The organism is Microbacterium sp. AK009 (assembly GCF_013410955.1).
Lineage (GTDB): Bacteria > Actinomycetota > Actinomycetes > Actinomycetales > Microbacteriaceae > Microbacterium.
Genome location: NZ_JACCCG010000002.1, coordinates 299,955 through 319,580, shown reverse-complemented (window position 1 = coordinate 319,580; position 19,626 = coordinate 299,955). Strand labels below are relative to the sequence as shown.

Here is a 19,626-nt window from a genome sequence, read left to right as displayed (position 1 = left end):
TCGCTCGCGCGAGGTCAACAGCCCGGACCGCCTGGGTCTTCCTGGCACGTCCGATCGACCAGTGCCGTGCGCACCGCGCGGACGTCTACGGCGTAGCCGCCGGCCGAAGAGGTGACGACGCCCGGAACAGGGCGCCACGTCGATCCGAAGGTCACGGCAGCGGTGTACTCCACTGTCACCGACACCGGGTACACCCCCCGCTCGGCGTACACGTGACTGGTAGCGGTCGGAGTGAACTGTGGCTGACCGAGCGCCGACCATGACGACCCGCCCGAAGAGGATCGTGCGGTCGTGCCGTCCCCGTAGGAGAAGACGTACGCCGCCGGCTCGAACCGGACCACGACGTCCCAGCCGAGGATCTCACCGGGGATCTCCTGCGCGGTCGCGGATGCGTAGACATTCGTCGGCATTCCGACCACACCGAACCCCGCGGGGTCGCCGCCGAGCTGCGGCACCGCAGGGCGGAACGATGCGAGGTCCTCGATCGTCACCTCGGGCGGAGCCTCGACCTGGTAGTTGATGTCGCACCGCCGAAGCTCGACGACGCAGTCGGGTTCCGCCGGCTCGGCGTCTCCGACGCTCTCGGATCCGCTCCCGCGAGGAGCATCACCGTTCTGCGAACCGCCTCCGCCCGAGCCCGTGCTGGCGCCGACGTTGACCTCGGTGCCGGTGTTCTCAACGCAAGTCGACGTCCAGGTCCCAACGTCGTTGCACTGGGTGGAGGACGGCACTGCTGCCAGCAGCGTGGAAGCGACGAGTACAGCAGAGAGCGTCAACCGCATGTCGGTTCACCTTGCCGCCCGGAGATGGCGGAGAGCTTCAGTCCGGTTCCCGATTCGTTGTCCTCAACAAGCTCCACCGTGAGGCTTTGAATCGGTACTCGATTCGGGTCGACGAGGGACGATCCATCGGCGTCCTGAACGGTGACCGTCGACACGTCCAAACAGACCGCTAGGTCGACGTGACCTGCTTCCGGGTCCACCGTGACTGGTTCGATCATCACCGGCGTGGAGGTACCGCCGACCTCCGCTCCGGCCGCATGGTACTGGCTAAGGCCTTCGCGATCGCTTGCGTTGAGGTCGCCGGTCGTCCATTCGTAGACAGGCTCGAAGGTCTCGGGATCGCTCAGGTCGACGGCATTCAGGGCGTCGACGTAGTTGCGATAGGTCTCCTCGGCGGCGGCGAAGGCCTCCTCCTCCGTGGCGAAGGGCGCCTGCGACTCCACCGGCTCGGGCTGCGGCGTGCACCCGGTGACGAGCACCAGGCTGAGCGCCATAGCCGCGACACCCGACAGCGCGCCGCGCGTCCCTGATCCGACCCGGCTTTTCACGGACACCACCGTAATGCGCCTCGGCGCGAAGGCTCGAAGTTATCCACACCCCGCACCCGCCCCGGCACCGGCCGTTCACCTGCCCGTCGTCCTACCGACCCTCAGGGCACCACCCCGTGTTCACCCGCGCACTCGAACCTGGACCCTCCAGGAGGTGGCATGAACCAAGACGCGGTGCTGGCGTGGGTGGAGTCACCCCTGCAGCTGATCGGTGCCGCCGAGTGGGCCGCAACACATCGGAGGACCGTTCCCGTCGCCGGCCGCCTGACGCCGCAGATGTCCGAAACCGCCGACCTCCTCCTCGCGCGCGGAGCGCGCTTCGGCGAGATGGAGCCCTACCTCGGCGTTCCGTGGAAGCTGCTGTCACAGCATCCGCACTGGCTCGTCGGCGACGGATTCTCCGGACAGTTCCGCCTCGCCGCCGCCGTCCTGCGTCCCCGCACCCTCACCTTCCTCGACGACGGCGCCATCGCCCTGCCCTTCGCCGACACCCTTCTGCAGCGCCGCCCCTACGCGCGCCCACACGTCACCGAGCGGGGGCTGACCTCCCTCGCCGCACCGTTCGCCGCCGAGTCGATCGCCCGCCGTGCCCGAACAGGCGCTGCCCACCTCTTCACCGCCTTCGACCTCGGAGAGGACCGATTGGCGGCCCTGGCAGACCGCGGGTTCGGCATCGCGCAGCACACCTTCGCCTGGACGCGCGCCACCGCTCCCGCATCGGCAGATCTCGGCACCCGCGTCATCCTCGGAAGCGCCAGACCGATCGATGGACGGATGCCGCGCGAGACCTATCTGGCGTGGCTCACCGCCCTGGCCGCCTCAGCACCGGCGGACACGGGACCCACGACGTATCTCCCGCACCGCCGCGAGACCGCCGAACAGCTCGAGGCCGTTCGGCGCATTCCGGAACTCACGGTCACCGCGACATCCGTCCCCGTCGAGCTGATCCTCGCCGGAGCGACCCGACCCGTGCACCTTCACACACTTCCGTCAACGACTTCGACCACTCTGCGACTCGTGCTCGCCGGCAGCGGCTCGACCATCAATGGTGAGCCGGTGCCGGCGGCCTCGCGCCAGGCGGGGTTCCAGACGTGAGCGACGTCGTCGCGATCATCCCTGCCCGGGGCGGGTCGAAGGGGGTTCCCCGCAAGAACCTCCGCCGCGTCGGCGGCATCCCTCTCATCGGTCGCGCGATCCAGGCGGCCCGGCGCTGCGATCTCATCGACCGCGTCTGCGTCTCGACCGACGACGACGAGATCGCCGCCGTCGGCGAAGAGTGGGGAGCTGAGGTCATCCGGCGCCCCGCCCACCTTTCCGGCGACACCGCAAGCTCGGAGTCGGCGATCCTCCATGCGCTCGATGAGCTCGAGGCGCGCGACGTCAACGTCGGGGTCGTCGTGTTCCTTCAGGCCACTTCGCCGTTCATCGACAGCGAAGCGCTCGCCAGTGCCATCCGCCTTGTGCAGCACCGCCGCCGTGACAGCGTGTTCTCGGCGATCGAGACGTACGGATTCCTGTGGCGCAAGGGCACCGGAGACTGCGCCGAGGCGATCAACCATCAGGCCGATCATCGACCACGCCGGCAGGAGCGAGAACCCCACTACCTTGAAACGGGCGCGTTCTACGTCATGCGAGCCCGCGGTTTCCGCACAGTCCGTCACCGCTTCTTCGGCAGCGTCGGGATCGCCGCGGTGCCCGAGCGCACAGCGATCGAGATCGACTCCTTCGCCGAGTTGGAGGTCGCTCGCGCCCTCGCTCCTCTCATCGACGCACCCGAACCTCTCGATGTCGACGCCGTCGTCACCGACTTCGACGGCGTGCACACCGATGACACCGTCACCGTGACCGAGTCCGGTGTCGAAGCGGTGCGCGTCAGCCGCTCCGACGGCATGGGCGTCGCGCGCCTCCGGCGCGCCCACATCCCCTTCCTCATCCTCTCCACCGAGGAGAACCCGGTCGTGGGCGCCCGAGCACGCAAGCTCCGCGTTGAGGTCCTTCAGGGGGTCGACGACAAGGCCGGCGCCCTCCGCAGCTGGGCCGACGCCGCACGCATCCCGCTGTCGCGGATCGCCTACCTCGGCAACGACGTCAACGACGTGCCCGCGATGGACCTCGTGGGATGGCCCGTCGCCGTCGGCGACGCCGACCCCGTCGTCCTGAGCGCGGCGCGCGTCGTCCTCGACCGCCGCGGCGGCGACGGTGCCGTGCGAGAGCTCGCCGAGCGCGTCCTCCGCGCCCGCCGCGGTTCGACACCCGTCCCCGCCCTCCACGAGAACAGGACCACCCCATGACCGTCACCATCGGCTCCCGCGTCATCGGAGGCGGCCACCCCGCCTACATCATCGGCGAGATCGGACTGAACCATAACGGCGATGTCGAGACCGCCAAGCGCCTGATCGACATCGCCGCCGACGCGGGCGTCGACGCGGTGAAGTTCCAGAAGCGCACTCCCGAAATCTCGACCCCGGAGCACATGCGCGACATTCCCCGCGAGACGCCGTGGGGCACGATGAGCTATCTCGACTATCGTCGCCGTGTCGAATTCGACCGCGACCAGTACATCGAGATCTCCGACCACGCGATCCTGCGCGGACTGGAGTGGTTCGCATCGCCGTGGGATGTGCCGAGCGTGGCGTTTCTGGAAGACCTCGGCGTCGGCGCGCACAAGGTGGCCTCGGCGTGCCTCACCGACCGTGCCCTGCTCGGCGCCCTCCGCGACACCGGCAAGCCGGTCATCCTGTCCACCGGCATGTCGACCATGGCGCAGATCGGCGCGGCCGTCGACGCCCTCGGCACCGATGACCTCGTGCTGCTGCACGCCACCTCGACCTACCCGATGGAGCCGGAGGAGGCCAACCTCCGCATGATCCCGGCGCTGCGCGACCGGTTCCCGGGCGTACCGGTCGGATACTCCGGCCACGAACGCGGCCTGCAGGTCTCGCTCGCCGCCGTCGCGCTGGGCGCCGTCGCCGTCGAACGCCACATCACGCTCGATCGCACGATGTGGGGCTCCGACCACGCTGCGTCGCTCGAACCCGCCGGTCTGCAGCACCTCGTGCGTGACATCCGGATCATCGAGGCGGCCCTCGGCGACGGCGTCAAGCGCGTGTACGACAGCGAGCGTGGCCCGCTGGCGAAGCTCCGACGCGTCACGACGTGACGGCAGGGAGCATCCGGATCGTCGGCATCGCCGACACCGATTCCTATGTGAAGTGGGCGGCGGCGCTCGTCGGGAGCGCTCCGGCCACCTGGGAGCGCTCGATGAGGATCCTCGACACGCCTCTCGCGGTATCGGACGACCAATTGCGCGCGGCTCTGGCCACGAGCGGTCTCCCCGCCGACGCCGTCGAACGGCTGACCCTCGCCGAGCTGCAGCGGAGCGTGGTCGACGATCCGCCGGACGTCGTCATCGTCGGGGCGCGCGGCCCGCTCGCACGGGTTCTCGTGCGTCTGCTCGCAGCCGGACCTGCGCGACCGGTCGTGGTGACGGGCCTTCCCGGCATCTCCGTCCCCGCCACCCGGAAGGCCCTGTTCTACCGGCAGGGAGCCGATCTGTTCGTCGTGCACTCCCGGCGCGAGCGCGCGGACTTCGCAGCGCTGTCGGTGTCCACGTCCATCCGTCACCGGTTCGCCTTGGCCACGCTGCCGTTCGCTGCGGCTGCCGTGCGGGCGGGCGGTCGGGGGCGCGTCGGCGAGGCGACCGACATCGTCTTCGCCGCCCAGGCCGTCGTGCCGAGCGAGCGCGACGACCGCGTACGAGTGGCGGATATGCTCCGGCGCCTCGCGTCGGCCGACGTAGCACGGCGGGTCGTGGTCAAGCTGCGGGCCGCAGCGGGCGAGCACCAGACCCACCGCGAGAGTCACTCCTACCCCGAGCTCCTGCGCTCCCTCGGCCCGCTTCCGGAGAACCTCGTCCTCTCCACCGCACCCATGCAGTCGGCCCTCGATGAGGCAACCGGGCTCGTCACGGTCAGCTCGACCGCGGCGATCGAGGCGATCGCCCGTGGCATCCCGGTCCTCGCCCTGGACACGTTCGGCGTCTCACCTGCCCTGATCAACGTGGTCTTCGAAGGCAGCGGTGTCCTCGGCGGCGAGGACGATCTTCTCGCCGGCCGATTCCGGCTCCCCCCGACGTCGTGGTCGCGGGAGAACTACCTGCACGACGCGGAAGAGGATGACTGGACCGCGGCCATCGAGCGGTTGGTCGACCTCCGGCGGCGAGGACTGCTGGCCCACCCCATCCTCCCGACGGGCCGCGGGGGACGCCTGCGCCTGGCTTGGGAGCGCAAGAGCGTCCTCGGGAGGATGGATCGCTCACCGGCAGGGCGGTGGGCACTCGTGGTCGGCATTCCCGTGCGCAGCATCGTGCGGACGATGCGGCGCGCCGGCAACCGGCTTCAGGTGTCGCGTTCGGCCGGACCGATGTCTTCGCGGTGATCGTCCACCCCGCCCGGAGGGTACTCGGCGGGCTCGGGGCGCGAGCGCAGGAAGAGGATGCTGACGGCCAGACCGCCCCACACGATGACGATCGACAGGATGAGGAATGCGATGGCGAGACCGGTCATTTCGCCTGCTCCTTCCGGGTCGCCGCCTGACCCTCCGGCGGGAACGGGGGCCACGGGCGGAACCCATCCGGCGAGTCGCGCCACTTCAGCGCCGACATCACGACGGCCGCGACCACGATGAACGCGATCGTGCCCCAGCCGAACACCAGCAGATACCACTCCGGAAGGCCGCCGTACCCTTCCAGGATCAGCACGACGATGCGCTGGATCAGCATGTAGGCCAACACGATCGGCGCCAGAACGCCCACGAGCAGCACCCACACGCGTCCGACCTGGAAGGTCGACACCGCATTGAGGTGGTAGCGCAGTTCGGGGCCGCCGCGCAGCACCCAGACGACCACGATCGTGGTGAGGATCGCCGAAGCGACGATGCCGACGTTGTTGGCGTACTGATCCGTGACATCCAGCGCCAGAAGGCCGGTGGTGGTGGAGAAGAGCAGGATCGACAGCACCGCGGAGACCGAGCCCACGGCCGTGGCCGCCACACGCGGTGTCAGTCGGAACTTCTCCTGGAAGGCGGCCGAGACCACCTGCAGCACCGAGATCAGCGACGTGAAGCCGGCGAGGGTGAGCGAGCCGAAGAACAGGCAGCCGAACAGCGGCCCACCGGGCATCTGCGACACGATCGCCGGGAAGGTGATGAACGACAGCCCCACGCCGGTCAGGCCCTCGAGCTCGGCGACCTGAATGCCCTGCTGGAAGGCGAAGAACCCCAGCGTGGCGAACACGCCGATGCCGGCGAGGATCTCGAACGACGAGTTCGCGAACGCCACCACCAGGCCCGGGGAAGTCAGATTCGATCGTCGGCGTCGGTAGGAGGCGTAGGTGATCATGATGCCGAAGGCGATCGACAGCGAGAAGAAGATCTGGCTGTACGCCGCGATCCACACGTTCGGATCGCCCAGGGCCGTCCAGTTCGGGGTGAACAGCGCGTTCAGCCCGTCGGCCGCGCCGTCGAGGAAGAGGGCGCGCACGACCAGCACCAGGAAGGCCACGATGAGGATGGGGAGGAAGATGACGTTCGCCCGCTGCAGTCCCTTGGCCACGCCCGCGGCGAGAACCGCGATCGCGGCGATCCACACCAGCGCGAGGGGGATGAGCACGCCCGGCACGAACTCCAGGCTCAGCCCGGGGTCGCCGACCTGGAGGTAGTCGGCCTGGAAGAAGGTGGCCGGGTCATCGCCCCAGCGCAGATCGAAAGAGAAGACGAAGTAGCTGAGCGCCCAGGCGATGACCGCCGTGTAGTAGAGGCCGATCACGAAGGCGATCGCCACCTGGAACCAGCCGAGCGACTCGGTGAAGCGCCCGATCGATCGGCCGATCCGGCGGAATGCGGTGGGTGCGGCACCCCGGAACCGGTGCCCGAGGGCGTAGTCCAGGAAGAGGATCGGGATACCTGCGGTCAGGAGCGCCACCAGGTAGGGGATGAGGAAGGCACCACCGCCGTTCTCATAGGCGACCCCGGGGAAGCGCCAGATATTGCCGAGGCCGACCGCCGATCCGATCGCCGCGAGGATGAAGCCGACCTGTCCGGTCCACTGTTCCCGGGGCCGGGCTGCTGCCGTAGGGGAGGGGGCGTTCTGGGTCACTGTCGTCCTCCGTCGTGGCTGTGGTGCGTCACCGCGGTGCCCCCGCACGCTATCAGCCCCGGGGGCGGGCCACATCCCCCTCCACGGCCGGTCACGGATTCCCTTCGCTGAGCTGATCGTGGATGCGGCGCAGGTCCTCCATGAGCGAGCCCACGACGATCCAGTTCGTCGCCGACGGCGCGGTGAGCCGCAGGGGAGCGGTGAGCGCGGGGATCGTGGTCGTCGCCGTCGGCCCCGCGTCGCCCGCGCGCGGGGCGCGCCGCAGATCCAGACGGATGTCATGCGCCGCGCGGCGCAGCTGATCGGCGATCGCGAGGACCGCGGGCTCGGTGGCGAGGCTGGCGTCGTAATGGTCGTAGACCGCACGTGTCATCCCGATCGTCTGGGTCACGATCGGGCTGAAGCGAGCGAGGAGCTGCTCGATCTCATCGAGCTCCGCCCGATACCGCCGGGCGCGGGGATTCAGGGACAGGGAGTCGCGGGCGGTCACGATGGCCTCGTCGGCATCGACCACCATGGGCCTGAGCAGCCGGACGGTGAGCATGAGCTCTTCGATCTGCGGACGCGTCTGCTGCGCGGTGAGCGCACCCGCGAGACGTTCGAGCGATCGGGCGAGTTCTTCGCCGACCCTGTCGACGGCTTCGTGCGCGGGGGCCACCGCGACCGGCGGCACCATCACGATGTGCACCACCATGCCGATGATCGCGCCGATGATCGTTTCGAGGATGCGGTCGACGGCGTAATCGGGGGTCGTGGCGCCGAGGGCCAGCACGAGCACCGCGCTGATGGCGACCTGGTTCGCCGTCCCCGCGGTCACGCGGGCCGCCCATGCCACGATCAGGGCGACGATGATGGCGACCAGGACGACCCAGGTGGCGTCACCGAACACCATCCCGAGCCCGGAGGCGATGGCGACGCCGACGATGACGCCGACGCTTCGTTCGATCGCCTTCGCGAACGACTGGTTGAGGCTCGGCTGCACCACCAGAAGCGCGGCGATCGCGGCGAACACCGGGGGAGGGCCCTGGATGAGCCAGCCCGCGATGAGCCAGGCCGCCACGGTCGCGATCGCGGATTTGGCCACCTGCAGCAGGGGCGCTCGACGCGGGGCGCGGATCGCCGAGGTCAGTCGCATACCTCAACGCTAGCCACGTCGGGCGGGGTTGACAGCGCCGACGACGCCCGGTGGGCTGAGGGTTCGTCGAAGAGAAGGAGAGCGGATGTCTCGGGTGCTGGTTTTCGGTGGACACGGCAAGGTCGCGATGCTTCTGGCGCCGCTGCTGATCTCGCGCGGGGACGAGGTGACCGCGGTCATCCGCAATCCCGCTCACGTCGACGAGGTCGAGGGCACCGGAGCGACGCCTCGCGTGGCCGACATCGAGCAGCTTGGCGCCGAAGCGCTCGCCGAGCTCGTCGCGGGCCACGACGCGATCGTGTGGTCGGCGGGTGCCGGCGGTGGCGACGCTGCGCGCACGTACGCGGTGGACCGCGACGCGGCGATCCGCTCGATGGACGCCGCCGGCCGCGCGGGGGTCGCGCGTTACCTCATGGTGTCCTGGCTGGGGTCCACGGCCGACCATGGTGTGCCGGAGGACGACGACTTCTTCCCGTATGCCGACGCCAAGCTCGCCGCCGACGATCATCTGCGCGGCACCGACCTCGAGTGGACGGTGCTCGGACCGGGCGCACTCCTGGACGACCCGGGCACAGGGCGCATCACGGTCGATCCGGAGGGCCGCGGCGCGGTACCGCGCCAGGACGTCGCCGCGGTCATCGCCGCAGCGCTGGACGAGCCCGCCACCATCCGGCGGACGCTGCGCTTCGGCGGGGGAGAGCAGCCGATCGCCGAGGCCGTCGTCGCGTCATCCGACGCGCGTTAGCGCCGGGAGACGCGGCTCACCCCTCGTGGCGTCCGCTACGGTCGGAGTATGAGCGGGGAGGCCCGGGAGAGGGATGACGACGTCGATCTGCTGATCGACGCGTGGTCCCGTCGGCTCCCCGACGTCGATCTCACGCCGCTCGACGTCATGTCCCGGCTGCGGCGCGTCGCCTTGCGACTGGCCCGTCTCCGCGCCGAGGCCTTCTACAGCGCAGGTCTGTCGGTGTGGGAGTTCGACGTGCTCGCCGCCCTCCGCCGCGCGGAGGATCCCCACGAACTGAGCCCCGCGCAGCTGATCGAATCCACCATGATCGGCAGTGCAGCGATGACCAACCGCCTGGAGAAGCTCGCCGCACGGGGCCTGGTCGAGCGTCGGCCGAACCCGCGCGACGGTCGGGGCGTGCTGGTGCGACTGAGCCCCGAGGGCACGGAGCGGGTCGACGCCGCGATGACGGAGCTCGTCCGGCGCGAGGCCGAGGAGCTCGCGGGCCTGTCCCGCGAGGAGCAGGGCCTGCTCACCCGTCTCCTCGGGCGTCTCCTGGTCTGAGGCGGGCGCGGGCGGCGTTGCGCACCGGCCCGCGGCGGCGCATCCTTCCCTTTCGCCGACCTCACCTGCCAATGTGAGAGCATGCGCAGCCCGAAGCTCGTCCTCGCCGTCCTCTCCGCCGCCGCATTCGCCGTCGTGCTCACCGCGTGCGCGCCCGGCGAGCCGAGCCCCGAGACCTCATCCGTGATCGCCCCCGTCACGGAGTCGGCGAACGATCTGCAGGGCGCCACGGTCGAACTCATCGTCGGTCAGGTGCTGAACATCGACACCGGCGACCTCGCGATCGACAGCTACGAGGGGAAGGTCGCCGATCCTGCCGTGGCGGAATTCGTGCAGGGCAGGGATGACGGCAGCGCCACCTTCAACCCCGGGGTGCGTGCGCTCGCCGAGGGGACGACGACGGTGACGATGACCAATCAGGACGGCGGGATCCAGCCGCTGGAGTTCACGGTCGAGGTCTCCGCGGGCTGACGCACTCTGATAACCTGAAGTGTCACGCGTGTGACGGTTTCCGCCATGCCCGGGTTTCGAGCTCGGGGTGACGCGTGGGCCTGCACGCTACATGTGACACCGTACGACCACAATCCGCTCCGCCTCGGGGTCGGAGACCGTCCGCTTTCGCGTGCGACTCAGGCAGCCGAGGCCCGAACACCACACCACCAAGGACAACCCACTACATGACTACCGCAACGACCGCCCCGGCCACCAAGCAGGTCGCGATCAACGACATCGGATCTGCCGAGGACTTCCTGGCCGCGGTCGAAAAGACCCTGAAGTTCTTCAACGACGGAGACCTCATCGAAGGCACCGTCGTGAAGATCGACCGCGACGAGGTCCTCCTCGACGTCGGCTACAAGACCGAGGGCGTCATCCCCTCGCGCGAGCTCTCGATCAAGCACGATGTCGACCCCAACGAGGTCGTCGGCGTCGGCGACCACGTCGAGGCGCTCGTCCTCCAGAAGGAGGACAAGGAAGGCCGCCTCATCCTGTCCAAGAAGCGCGCGCAGTACGAGCGCGCCTGGGGCGACGTGGAGAAGATCAAGGAGACCGACGGTGTCGTCACCGGCCAGGTGATCGAGGTCGTCAAGGGTGGCCTCATCGTCGATATCGGCCTGCGCGGGTTCCTCCCCGCCTCGCTCATCGAGCTGCGCCGCGTCCGTGACCTCACCCCCTACCTGGGTCAGGAGATCGAGGCGAAGATCCTCGAGCTCGACAAGAACCGCAACAACGTCGTCCTCTCGCGTCGTGCTCTGCTGGAGCAGACGCAGTCCGAGTCGCGCACGACGTTCCTCAACAACCTGCACAAGGGTCAGGTCCGCAAGGGAACGGTCTCGTCGATCGTCAACTTCGGTGCCTTCGTGGACCTCGGCGGCGTCGACGGCCTCGTGCACGTCTCCGAGCTGTCGTGGAAGCACATCGAGCACGCGTCCGAGGTCGTCGAGGTGGGCCAGGAGGTCACCGTCGAGATCCTCGAGGTCGACCTCGACCGCGAGCGCGTCTCCCTGTCGCTGAAGGCGACGCAGGAAGACCCGTGGCAGGTGTTCGCCCGCACCCACGCGATCGGTCAGATCGCACCGGGCAAGGTCACCAAGCTCGTGCCGTTCGGCGCGTTCGTCCGCGTCGCGGACGGCATCGAGGGTCTCGTGCACATCTCCGAGCTCTCGGGCAAGCACGTCGAGCTCGCAGAGCAGGTCGTCTCGGTCGGTGAAGAGGTCTTCGTCAAGATCATCGACATCGATCTCGAGCGTCGCCGCATCTCGCTGTCGCTGAAGCAGGCCAACGAGTCGGTCGACCCCTACGGCACCGAGTTCGACCCGGCCCTCTACGGCATGGTCACCGAGTACGACGAGAACGGGGAGTACAAGTACCCCGAGGGCTTCGACCCGGAGACCAACCAGTGGAAGGAAGGCTTCGACGAGCAGCGCGAAGCCTGGGAGCAGGACTACGCCGCCGCACAGGCGCGCTGGGAGGCCCACAAGGCCGCCGTCGTCAAGGCCCTCGAGGCCGAGGCGAACGCGCCCGCGGCCGAGTCGACGGGTTCGTCGTCGTTCTCGTCCGACTCTTCGGCCGGCGGTACTCTGGCTGACGACGAGGCGCTTGCCGCGCTTCGTGAGAAGCTGTCGGGTCGCTGAGCCCGCACCACCCGCGCAGAGGGCCGGAACCCGCCCAGGGTTCCGGCCCTCTGCCGTGCAGGTACTGAGGCGACGGGATGCGTCGCGAAGCGTCGGACCGATGAGCGATGCGACCGGGCACGTGCCGGGATCACGCGCCTACCGACGTCTCCTCATCGCCCTGTTCTTCGCCGGGATCGCCACCTTCGCGCAGCTGTACTCACCGCAGGCGGTGCTGCCGCTCATCGCCGCCGACCTCGGCGTCTCGCCGCCGACCGCCTCTCTCGCGGTGTCGGCCACGACCCTGGGACTGGCCGCAGCCGTCATCCCATGGTCCATCGTCGCCGACCGCTACGGGCGCGTTCCGGCGATGACGATCGGGATCTGCGCCGCCACGCTTCTCGGACTGCTCGCGCCGCTGTCGGGCGATGTCGGCGTCTTCCTCGGCATCCGGCTCGCCGAGGGTGTGGCGCTCGGGGCCATACCGGCGATCGCCCTGGCCTATCTGAGCGAGGAGGTCGACGCGCGCTTCACGGCGTCGGCGGCGGGAAGCTACATCGCCGGCACGACCGTCGGCGGGCTGTCGGGGCGGCTGGTGTCAGGCCCCGTCGCCGACATACTCGAATGGCGGAGCGGTCTGTGGGCGGTGGCGATCCTATGCGCAGCGTCGGCCGTCGTCTTCCTCTGGCTCGTCCCGCACGCGCAGGGTTTCGTCGCCCACCGCCATCGGCCGGAGCGCCGACTCGGCGAGCGCCTCGCCGCCGTCCTGCGCACACCCGCCCAGCTCGCGATCGACGCGCAGGGATTCCTCCTCATGGGGGCCTTCGTCGCCGTGTTCAACTACCTCGGGTTCCACCTCGCAGAGCCTCCGTTCTCGCTGCCCGGATGGCTGGCGACCCTGCTGTTCCTCTCCTACCTCGCCGGGACCGTCTCCTCGCCCTGGGCGGGCGCACTCGCCGTACGCCACGGGCGACTCCCGGTGCTCCTCGCCGGCATCGCGGCGATGCTCGTCGGACTGGCGGCGCTGCTGACGCCGTCGACCGCGATCGTCCTGATCGGCCTGCTCGTCTTCACCGCGGGGTTCTTCGCGGCCCACGCCGTGGCGTCGGGTTGGGCCCCTGCAGCCGCGTCCGCCGACACGCGGGCGCAGGCGTCCGCGCTGTACTACCTCGCCTACTACGGCGGATCCAGCCTGTTCGGCTGGTGCCTCGGCTTCGTCTACGCGGGGTCGGGCTGGACCGCCTTCATCACCGCGCTCGCGGCGATGTGCGCCGCTGCCGCGGTCGCCGCCGCCGCGGTGCTGCGCACCGCAGGTCGTGCGCCTCGATAAAGTGAGCGCGTGACGCAGACACGCGCGGGCGACGCCGACCTCGACACCGTCCCGCCCCGGGCACCGCTCGTGCTGACCGCTCTGATCCTGGCCGCACTGGTCTGCAACATCAACCTCGCCGCCGCCAACGTCGCCCTTCCCGATGTCGGAGACGCCTTCGGCGCCACGCAGACCGCGCTCAACCTCGTCGCCGTCGGATGCGGCCTGGGGCTTGCCATGTCGGTGCTGTACCTCGGGGCGCTCGCCGACCGCTATGGACGCAAACAGCTGCTGATGCTCGGCCTGGCACTCACCGTCGTCGCGAGCTTCCTCTCCGCCTTCTCCCCGTCGGTGGAGGTGCTCATCGCCGCGCGGGTCTTCACCGGGGTCGCGGCGGGCATGGCCTTTCCCACCACGCTGTCGCTGATCACGGCGCTGTGGGCCCAGGGGCCCCGGCGGACCGTGGCAATCGCGCTGTGGTCGGGCGTCAGCGCCACGGCTGCGGTCATCGGCTCCGTGCTCGCCGGTCTGCTGCTGACGATCTGGTGGTGGGGCTCGGCCTTCCTGCTGGCTGCGCCCATCGCGGCGACCGCCCTGGTGCTCGTCGCGGTCTTCGTCCCCTCGCACGTGAAAGAATCCGACGACCCCGTCGATCACCTCGGCGGAATCCTCGCGACCCTCGCGATCGCGGCGCTCGTCCTCGGGGTGAGCCTGGTCTTCGCGCCCGGCCAGACCGCCCTCGGACTGATCCTGCTGGGGGCCGCGGTCGCACTCTTGGCGCTCTTCGCCTGGCGCCAGGTCGCGGCGCGGCATCCGATCTACGAGCTGAAGGTCGCTCGTCGCAGGATGTTCTGGGTGCCGGCCACCGGCGGCACGATCGTCTTCGGCTCCCTGATGGGGGCGATGTTCGTCGGGCAGCAGTTCCTGCAGAACATCCTCGGCTACAGCACGCTCGACGCAGGGCTCGCGGTGGTGCCGGCCGCGGTCGGGCTCCTCCTGTGCGCACCGCTGTCGGCGCGGCTCCTCACCGCCCGAGGGTCGCGCACGACCATGCTGGCCGGATACGCGCTCGTGCTGCTGGGCTTTCTCACCACCCTGCTCTGGGGAGAGTCGACGCCGTACGTGCTCGTCGGCGCCGGGTTCCTCTTCATCGGCAGCGGTGCCGCGTTCGCGATGACGCCGGCCTCGCGTGCGCTGACCGAGAGCACCCCGGTGAGGCGGGTCGGGATGGCCTCGGCGACGTCGGACCTGCAGCGCGACCTCGGCGGATCGATCATGCAGGCACTTCTCGGCGCGGTCCTCGCCGCCGGGTTCGCAGCCTCCTTCGCCCGGCAGATCGCCGCGTCGGCGCAGGCGCAATCGGTGAGCGCCGAAGTGACGCAGGCGCTGCAGGCCTCTTACGCCTCAGCACTGCGGGTCGCCGAGCAGTACCCGCAGTACGCCACGGAGATCACACAGGGTGCGACGCAGTCGCTGCTCGACGGCGCGTTCTTCGCCTATCTCATCGGGGCGATCGCGATCGTCCTCGGCGCGACGGTCGTGGCGGTCTTCCTCCCCGGCTTCGCCCGCGAGCAGGAGCTCGTCGCAGGGTACACGCGCGAAGACGCCGAACTGCCGGCGGAACGGTCGTAGTCGCATGGACGTCACCTCCACCGCATCCCTGCCTGCGGCCGTCCAGCCGCGGCGCTGGGTCGACGTCGTCCTGGCCGATCGCACCCGTGGGCGTTCGCCCGCCCTCACCCAGCTCCTCCTCGGCGCCCTCGTGCTCGCGGTCGCGATCGCGGTGCTGGCCACCGACCTCGTCGGGAGCATGGCGGCCTTCTTCGCGGGCGTGATCGCGGTCTTCGTTCTCACCGGGCTTGCGCTCGTGGTGCCGTGGGAGCGGATGTCGTCGTGGTGGCTGATCGCCATCCCCCTCGCCGACATCATCGCCGTCGGCGTCATCCGAGGCGCAGCTCCCGCACTCGGGACGGGGCTGCTGCTCATCTTCCCGGTCATGTGGTTGGCCACCGGGTTCGGGATGGTGGGACTCATCTCCGGGGTACTCACGGCCAGCATCACATACTGGATCACCGTCGCGTTCGGCCCGCCGAATCCCGCGATCCTCAGCACGGTCCTCCTTCCCGTGGTGCTCGTCGCCGTCGGCATCACCTCCTTCCTCGCCGCGCGACGGGCGGCCGCGCAACGGATGCTGCTGGACAAGCAGGCAGCGCTGCTTCGGCAGTCGGCCGAGCGAGCCCGGCGTCAGGAGCAGATCGTGACCGAGGTGCTCGACGCCGTCGACTTCGGCATCATCCGCATCGATGAGACCGGCGCGATCACGGTCACCAACGACGCCCACGCGCGCCTGCAGCAGGTGATCGCCGACGTCGAGGGGGACGATCAGCTCGAGGCGTACCGCGCCGACCGCACGACCCCCCTCCCGCGCGATGAGCTGCCGCTCGAGAGGGCGCGCCGGGGCGCGGTCTTCCAGGACGAACGCGTGTGGTTCGGCACGCCCGGCGGTCCGCAGCGGGCGTTGAGCTTCACAGCGCGCCGATTGCGTGACGCCGACGGTCGCGACGCCGGTGCTGTCGTCGTCTCCCGGGACGTCACCATCGAGATGCTTGCAGCCCGGGCGCGCGACGAGGTGATCTCGTCGGTGTCGCACGAGCTGCGGACTCCGCTGACGTCGATCCTCGGATACATCGAGCTCGCCATCGACGACCCCGAGACGCCTGCGCGCATCCGGTCCAACCTGCAGATCGCCGACCGCAACGCCGAGCAGCTGCTCGAACTCGTCTCCGACGTCCTGACTGCGTCGGCGGCGGCCGACGACCGCGTCGAACTCGTCATGCAGCCGGAGGTGGTGGAGGTCTCCGACGTCGTCCGGGCCGCGGTGGAGTCGCTGGTTCTCCGTGCCGGCGAGCGCGGTGTGACGATCGACACGACCCGCCTGCGGCCGGCGCACGCCTACGTCGATCCCCGTCGGCTCGCGCAGGTGATCGACAACCTGCTCTCCAACGCCGTCAAGTACAACCGGGAAGGCGGACGAGTGTCCCTGCAATCCGCCACCACCGGGCGATCGACCGCGATCGTGATCGAAGACACCGGGGTGGGCATGACCGAGGAGGATGTCGAGGCACTCTTCCAGCGCTACTACCGCGGTGTGGCGGTGCGCTCCTCGCCGGTCTCGGGCACAGGCCTCGGCCTTGCGATCAGTCGCGACATCGTGCGTGGACACGGCGGCGACATCACGGTCAGCAGCGTGCTCGGGGTGGGGTCGACCTTCACCGTGACCCTGCCGGCAACCCGTCCCGGCGGGACGGAGGAGGCCTGATGCTCGCAGACCTCGATCTGGTCACGGCGGCGGTGATGACCGCTCTCGTCGTGTTCGTCGCGGGCACTGTCTTCCTGCTGGAGACCGTGCTCCGCCGAGATGACCGGGCCGGGCGGGCCTGGGCGCTCGGATTCCTCGGCGCCATCCTGACGTCGCTGCTCTACCTCGCCTGGGCCGCCGATCCCACCGCCTTCTGGGCGGTTGTGGCAGGCAACTCCGCGTTCGTCGCCGGGACCGGCGCGATGTGGATCGGCTGCCGCCTCTACAACGGTCGCCGAAACGGACGAGCGATCGCCGTGGTCGGCGGACTCACGGCGGTCACCGCCGTCGCTACCCTGCTCGAGAAGCCGATCCTCGGCGACTGGGCGGGTGCGGCGTGGACGTTCGGGGCTCTCGTCCTCGTCGCTGCGGCGGCGGGCATCGAGTGCTTCCGAGGCTCCCTCGGCGGGATGCGGACGGCCTGGGTGCTCGGGGCGGTGTTCGCCATCGAGGCCGTCTACTTCGTCCTCCGTCTCGTCGCCTTCCTCCTTCTCGGCCCCGACGACCCGGCCTTCCGGACCTGGTTCGGCAGTGTTGCCGTGGGGATGCTGACCGTTCTCCTGATCATCGTCGCGGTGGTCGTGACCTCCGTGCTGCGAGCGGGGCGGGCGGAGCTGCGTCATCAACGTGCGCTGGCCGGAGTGGAGGACGCCGTGACCGGGATCCTCACCGAGAAGCGGTTCCCGGCCGCCCTGGACGCCCTGACATCCACGGCCCTGGCCCGGGGGGTGTCGCTCGCGGTGATCGAGGTCCGACTCGACGACCTGGCGCACATCGCCACCGCTTTCGGCGAGGAGGCGCGTCGCGAGGCGATCGTCGTGTGGCGCGAGGCGGTCCGTCACCACGCGCCCCTGTTCTCGGTGATGGGGGAGGACGGCGAAGGCGGGATCGTTCTCGTCACCGCCGCGACCTCGCCGAGCACTGCCCGCCGGGAAGCCATGACGCTCTATCGCGGCAGTTTCGACGCCCTCGGCCAGCTCTCCGGTGTCGGCCTTCCCGTCGTCGGCGTCGGCGTCGCACTGACCGATGTGATCGGATACGACCCCGAAGCGCTCCTGCGGGTGGCGCGTGCCAGCGCCGTGAGCGGATTCTCCAGCGCCGATTCGGCCGTGGTGGTCGCGCGCAGCGCCGACGGCTGAGGCCTAGTCGGGACGGCGGGTCGTCGTGAGGGCCTCGATGCGGGCTCGCAGCTCTCGCGGGCGGAAGGGTTTGCGGAGGTACTCGTCGGCACCGGCGTCCAGTCCCTCCTGCGCGTCGGATTCCTGCACGAAGGCCGTGATCATGATGATGTGGGTGGCGCTGAACCGGCGGATGCGCCGGGCGGTCTCGTAACCGTCGATCCCCGGCATGCTGACGTCGAGGGTGACCACTTCCGGCGACACGCGGCGCACCAGCTCGACACCGTCCAGGCCATTGTCGGCGGCGTGGACGGCGTAGCCGGCCGACTCCAGGACGAGGGAGATGAGCGACCGGATGTCGGCCTCATCTTCGATCACGACGGCTGACTGTGGCACCGTGCTGCCTCGCTCGCTTCGGTCGCGTTCGGGGGTGCGACCGATCGACCCAGTCTAGAGTGCGCCGGCCTCCGGCGCCCCCTGACCCTGGCGTGGCATGACGTGGCATGCTCGGAGGATGCCGCTGCTTGCGCTCACCGGAGGCATCGCCTCGGGGAAGTCGACCATCTCCCGGCGTCTGTCCCACCGCGGCGCCGTGGTCGTCGACGCCGACGCGATCGTCCGCGACGTGCAGAGACCGGGCTCGCCGGTCCTCGCAGCGCTCGCCGATGACTTCGGCGGCGACATCCTCCGCGAGGACGGATCGCTGGATCGGGCCGCCCTGGCCGGCCGCACCTTCGGCGATGCCGCGGCGGTCGAACGCATGAACGCCATCGTGCATCCGGCGGTTCGCGAGGAGTCGGCCCGACGCTTCGCCGAGGCCGTCACGGCGGACCCCGCGGCGGTCGTCGTCTACGACGTGCCGCTGCTCGCGGAGGCGCGGGCCGACGATCCGTGGGACCTCATCGTGGTCGCCCATGCCCCCGCCGAGACCCGACGGCGACGGCTGATCGAGCTCCGGGGCTTCACCGAGCAGGAGGCCACCGCCCGCATCGCCGCGCAGGTGACCGATGACGAGCGGCTCGCCCTCGCCGACGTCGTCGTCGACACCGCGGTGCCGCTGGCCGACACGCTCTCCCAGGTCGACCGGCTCTGGCAGGAGCTGCCCCGACTGATCGCCGAGAAAAAGGCCGCCCGCCGCTGAGCACGGCGTACCCTGTCGCTATCGACCAGGAGGAGCCGACATGGGTGTGCTCTCGAGATTCCGTCGGCGGCGGAAGGCTCCGTACCGCGCGGTCACCGAGGAGGAGCAGATCTCACGGTACGTGTACCTGCTGAACACGCTGCCGGCATCGGTCATCGAGAGCGCGCACGCCGCGGCGTTCCGCGATCTGCCTCTCGAGCGCCGACAGGAGATGCTCGCCGAGCTCCGGCCGTTCATGAACGACGAGGAGCGAGGGGATGCCGAGGCCGAGCCGGGTCTTCTCGCGAAGCTCGTCCGTCGTGCCGAGCAGTACCGGCGTGAGCGCGCGGACGGTCGGATGACGCTCGACGCGGGTGACCCGCGGGAGGCGGTCGACCCCCGGTCGATCATGATGAGCGCCGGGGTGATGACCGTCATCGCGCAGCAGTTCCTCCTGACGCAGGCGGTCACGGCCTACTTCACCGTCGGCGCAGGATCGCTCATGCTCGCCGAGCAGCCCGGATGGCTCGTCGACACCGTCGATCCGATGGCGGCGTCCGTCGACGCCGCGGGGTACGGCGGCGACGGGGCGTTCGGGGGCGGGGGATTCGGCGACGGCGGCGGCGTGGGCGGGATGGACGCGGGGGGATTCGGCGGCGGATTCGGCTGACGAGCCGGATGTCGGAGGGCGCGCCTACCC

At 69.9% G+C, this 19,626-nt stretch carries 20 protein-coding genes; 14 read left to right on the top strand and 6 right to left on the bottom strand.

The window, feature by feature from the left end; all coding sequences use genetic code 11:
• Window positions 1–14 precede the first annotated feature (14 nt).
• Both HDC37_RS05470 and HDC37_RS05465 read right to left on the bottom strand, forming a co-directional pair.
• Window positions 15–782, bottom strand: a complete 768-nt coding sequence (locus HDC37_RS05470) for a hypothetical protein (protein WP_179559384.1) — start codon at window positions 780–782, stop codon at window positions 15–17.
• A complete protein-coding gene (locus tag HDC37_RS05465; RefSeq protein ID WP_179559383.1) occupies window positions 773–1,276 on the bottom strand; it encodes a hypothetical protein in 504 nt (167 codons plus the stop codon). Before HDC37_RS05465 ends, HDC37_RS05470 begins: the two co-directional genes overlap by 10 nt.
• 213 nt (window positions 1,277–1,489) lie before the next feature.
• Here HDC37_RS05465 and HDC37_RS05460 point away from each other — a divergent pair, with 213 nt between their 5' ends.
• Genes HDC37_RS05460 through HDC37_RS05445 form a run of 4 tightly spaced genes read left to right on the top strand, consistent with a single transcriptional unit; the run spans window position 1,490 to window position 5,767 of the window.
• The gene (locus HDC37_RS05460; protein ID WP_179559382.1) at window positions 1,490–2,425 is read left to right on the top strand and encodes a hypothetical protein; all 936 of its coding nucleotides are present in this window, start codon (window positions 1,490–1,492) and stop codon (window positions 2,423–2,425) included.
• Window positions 2,422–3,621, top strand: coding sequence for an acylneuraminate cytidylyltransferase (locus tag HDC37_RS05455; protein WP_179559381.1), 1,200 nt, complete (start codon window positions 2,422–2,424; stop codon window positions 3,619–3,621). Before HDC37_RS05460 ends, HDC37_RS05455 begins: the two co-directional genes overlap by 4 nt.
• The gene (locus HDC37_RS05450) at window positions 3,618–4,490 is read left to right on the top strand and encodes an N-acetylneuraminate synthase family protein (RefSeq protein WP_179559380.1); all 873 of its coding nucleotides are present in this window, start codon (window positions 3,618–3,620) and stop codon (window positions 4,488–4,490) included. The genes HDC37_RS05455 and HDC37_RS05450 overlap by 4 nt, the downstream gene beginning before the upstream one ends.
• Entirely contained in the window at window positions 4,487–5,767 is a 1,281-nt protein-coding gene (locus HDC37_RS05445; protein ID WP_179559379.1) for a DUF6716 putative glycosyltransferase, read from the top strand. Before HDC37_RS05450 ends, HDC37_RS05445 begins: the two co-directional genes overlap by 4 nt.
• On the opposite strand, the gene HDC37_RS05440 is transcribed toward HDC37_RS05445, so the two are convergent.
• From HDC37_RS05440 to HDC37_RS05430, 3 genes are all read right to left on the bottom strand, one after another.
• Entirely contained in the window at window positions 5,728–5,895 is a 168-nt protein-coding gene (locus HDC37_RS05440; RefSeq protein ID WP_179559378.1) for a methionine/alanine import family NSS transporter small subunit, read from the bottom strand. The two genes, HDC37_RS05445 and HDC37_RS05440, sit on opposite strands and share 40 nt — an antisense overlap.
• Entirely contained in the window at window positions 5,892–7,484 is a 1,593-nt protein-coding gene (locus HDC37_RS05435; RefSeq protein WP_308472104.1) for a sodium-dependent transporter, read from the bottom strand. The genes HDC37_RS05440 and HDC37_RS05435 overlap by 4 nt, the downstream gene beginning before the upstream one ends.
• A 91-nt stretch (window positions 7,485–7,575) precedes the next feature.
• Window positions 7,576–8,619 (bottom strand): aromatic acid exporter family protein, encoded by a 1,044-nt coding sequence (locus HDC37_RS05430; RefSeq protein WP_179559376.1) that lies wholly within the window; start codon window positions 8,617–8,619, stop codon window positions 7,576–7,578.
• Window positions 8,620–8,704: 85 nt separating this feature from the next.
• On the opposite strand from HDC37_RS05430, the gene HDC37_RS05425 reads away from it, so the two are divergent.
• From HDC37_RS05425 to HDC37_RS05390, 8 genes are all read left to right on the top strand, one after another.
• Window positions 8,705–9,364, top strand: coding sequence for an SDR family oxidoreductase (locus tag HDC37_RS05425; protein WP_179559375.1), 660 nt, complete (start codon window positions 8,705–8,707; stop codon window positions 9,362–9,364).
• Between the two features lie 48 nt (window positions 9,365–9,412).
• Window positions 9,413–9,910: a MarR family winged helix-turn-helix transcriptional regulator gene (locus tag HDC37_RS05420; protein ID WP_179559374.1), complete on the top strand. Its 498-nt coding sequence runs from the start codon at window positions 9,413–9,415 to the stop codon at window positions 9,908–9,910.
• Between the two features lie 81 nt (window positions 9,911–9,991).
• On the top strand, window positions 9,992–10,381 hold the full coding sequence (locus HDC37_RS05415; protein WP_179559373.1) for a hypothetical protein: 390 nt from the start codon (window positions 9,992–9,994) through the stop codon (window positions 10,379–10,381).
• 206 nt (window positions 10,382–10,587) lie between these two features.
• Window positions 10,588–12,042, top strand: a complete 1,455-nt coding sequence (rpsA, locus tag HDC37_RS05410; RefSeq protein WP_179559372.1) for a 30S ribosomal protein S1 — start codon at window positions 10,588–10,590, stop codon at window positions 12,040–12,042.
• A 100-nt stretch (window positions 12,043–12,142) separates the two neighbouring features.
• On the top strand, window positions 12,143–13,351 hold the full coding sequence (locus HDC37_RS05405; RefSeq protein ID WP_179559371.1) for an MFS transporter: 1,209 nt from the start codon (window positions 12,143–12,145) through the stop codon (window positions 13,349–13,351).
• 9 nt (window positions 13,352–13,360) lie between these two features.
• Entirely contained in the window at window positions 13,361–14,962 is a 1,602-nt protein-coding gene (locus HDC37_RS05400) for an MFS transporter (RefSeq protein WP_179559370.1), read from the top strand.
• Window positions 14,963–14,966: 4 nt separating this feature from the next.
• Window positions 14,967–16,649: a cell wall metabolism sensor histidine kinase WalK gene (locus HDC37_RS05395; protein ID WP_257021319.1), complete on the top strand. Its 1,683-nt coding sequence runs from the start codon at window positions 14,967–14,969 to the stop codon at window positions 16,647–16,649.
• Window positions 16,649–17,827, top strand: coding sequence for a hypothetical protein (locus tag HDC37_RS05390; RefSeq protein ID WP_179559369.1), 1,179 nt, complete (start codon window positions 16,649–16,651; stop codon window positions 17,825–17,827). The genes HDC37_RS05395 and HDC37_RS05390 overlap by 1 nt, the downstream gene beginning before the upstream one ends.
• Window positions 17,828–17,830: 3 nt before the next feature.
• Here the strand turns inward: HDC37_RS05390 and HDC37_RS05385 are convergent, their stop codons facing one another.
• Window positions 17,831–18,184, bottom strand: a complete 354-nt coding sequence (locus HDC37_RS05385; RefSeq protein ID WP_308472103.1) for a response regulator — start codon at window positions 18,182–18,184, stop codon at window positions 17,831–17,833.
• Between the two features lie 136 nt (window positions 18,185–18,320).
• On the opposite strand from HDC37_RS05385, the gene coaE reads away from it, so the two are divergent.
• Window positions 18,321–18,947, top strand: a complete 627-nt coding sequence (gene coaE / locus HDC37_RS05380) for a dephospho-CoA kinase (protein ID WP_179559368.1) — start codon at window positions 18,321–18,323, stop codon at window positions 18,945–18,947.
• 40 nt (window positions 18,948–18,987) lie between these two features.
• Complete coding sequence (locus tag HDC37_RS05375) at window positions 18,988–19,596, top strand: hypothetical protein (protein WP_179559367.1); 609 nt, start codon at window positions 18,988–18,990, stop codon at window positions 19,594–19,596.
• The last annotated feature ends 30 nt before the right edge of the window (window positions 19,597–19,626 follow it).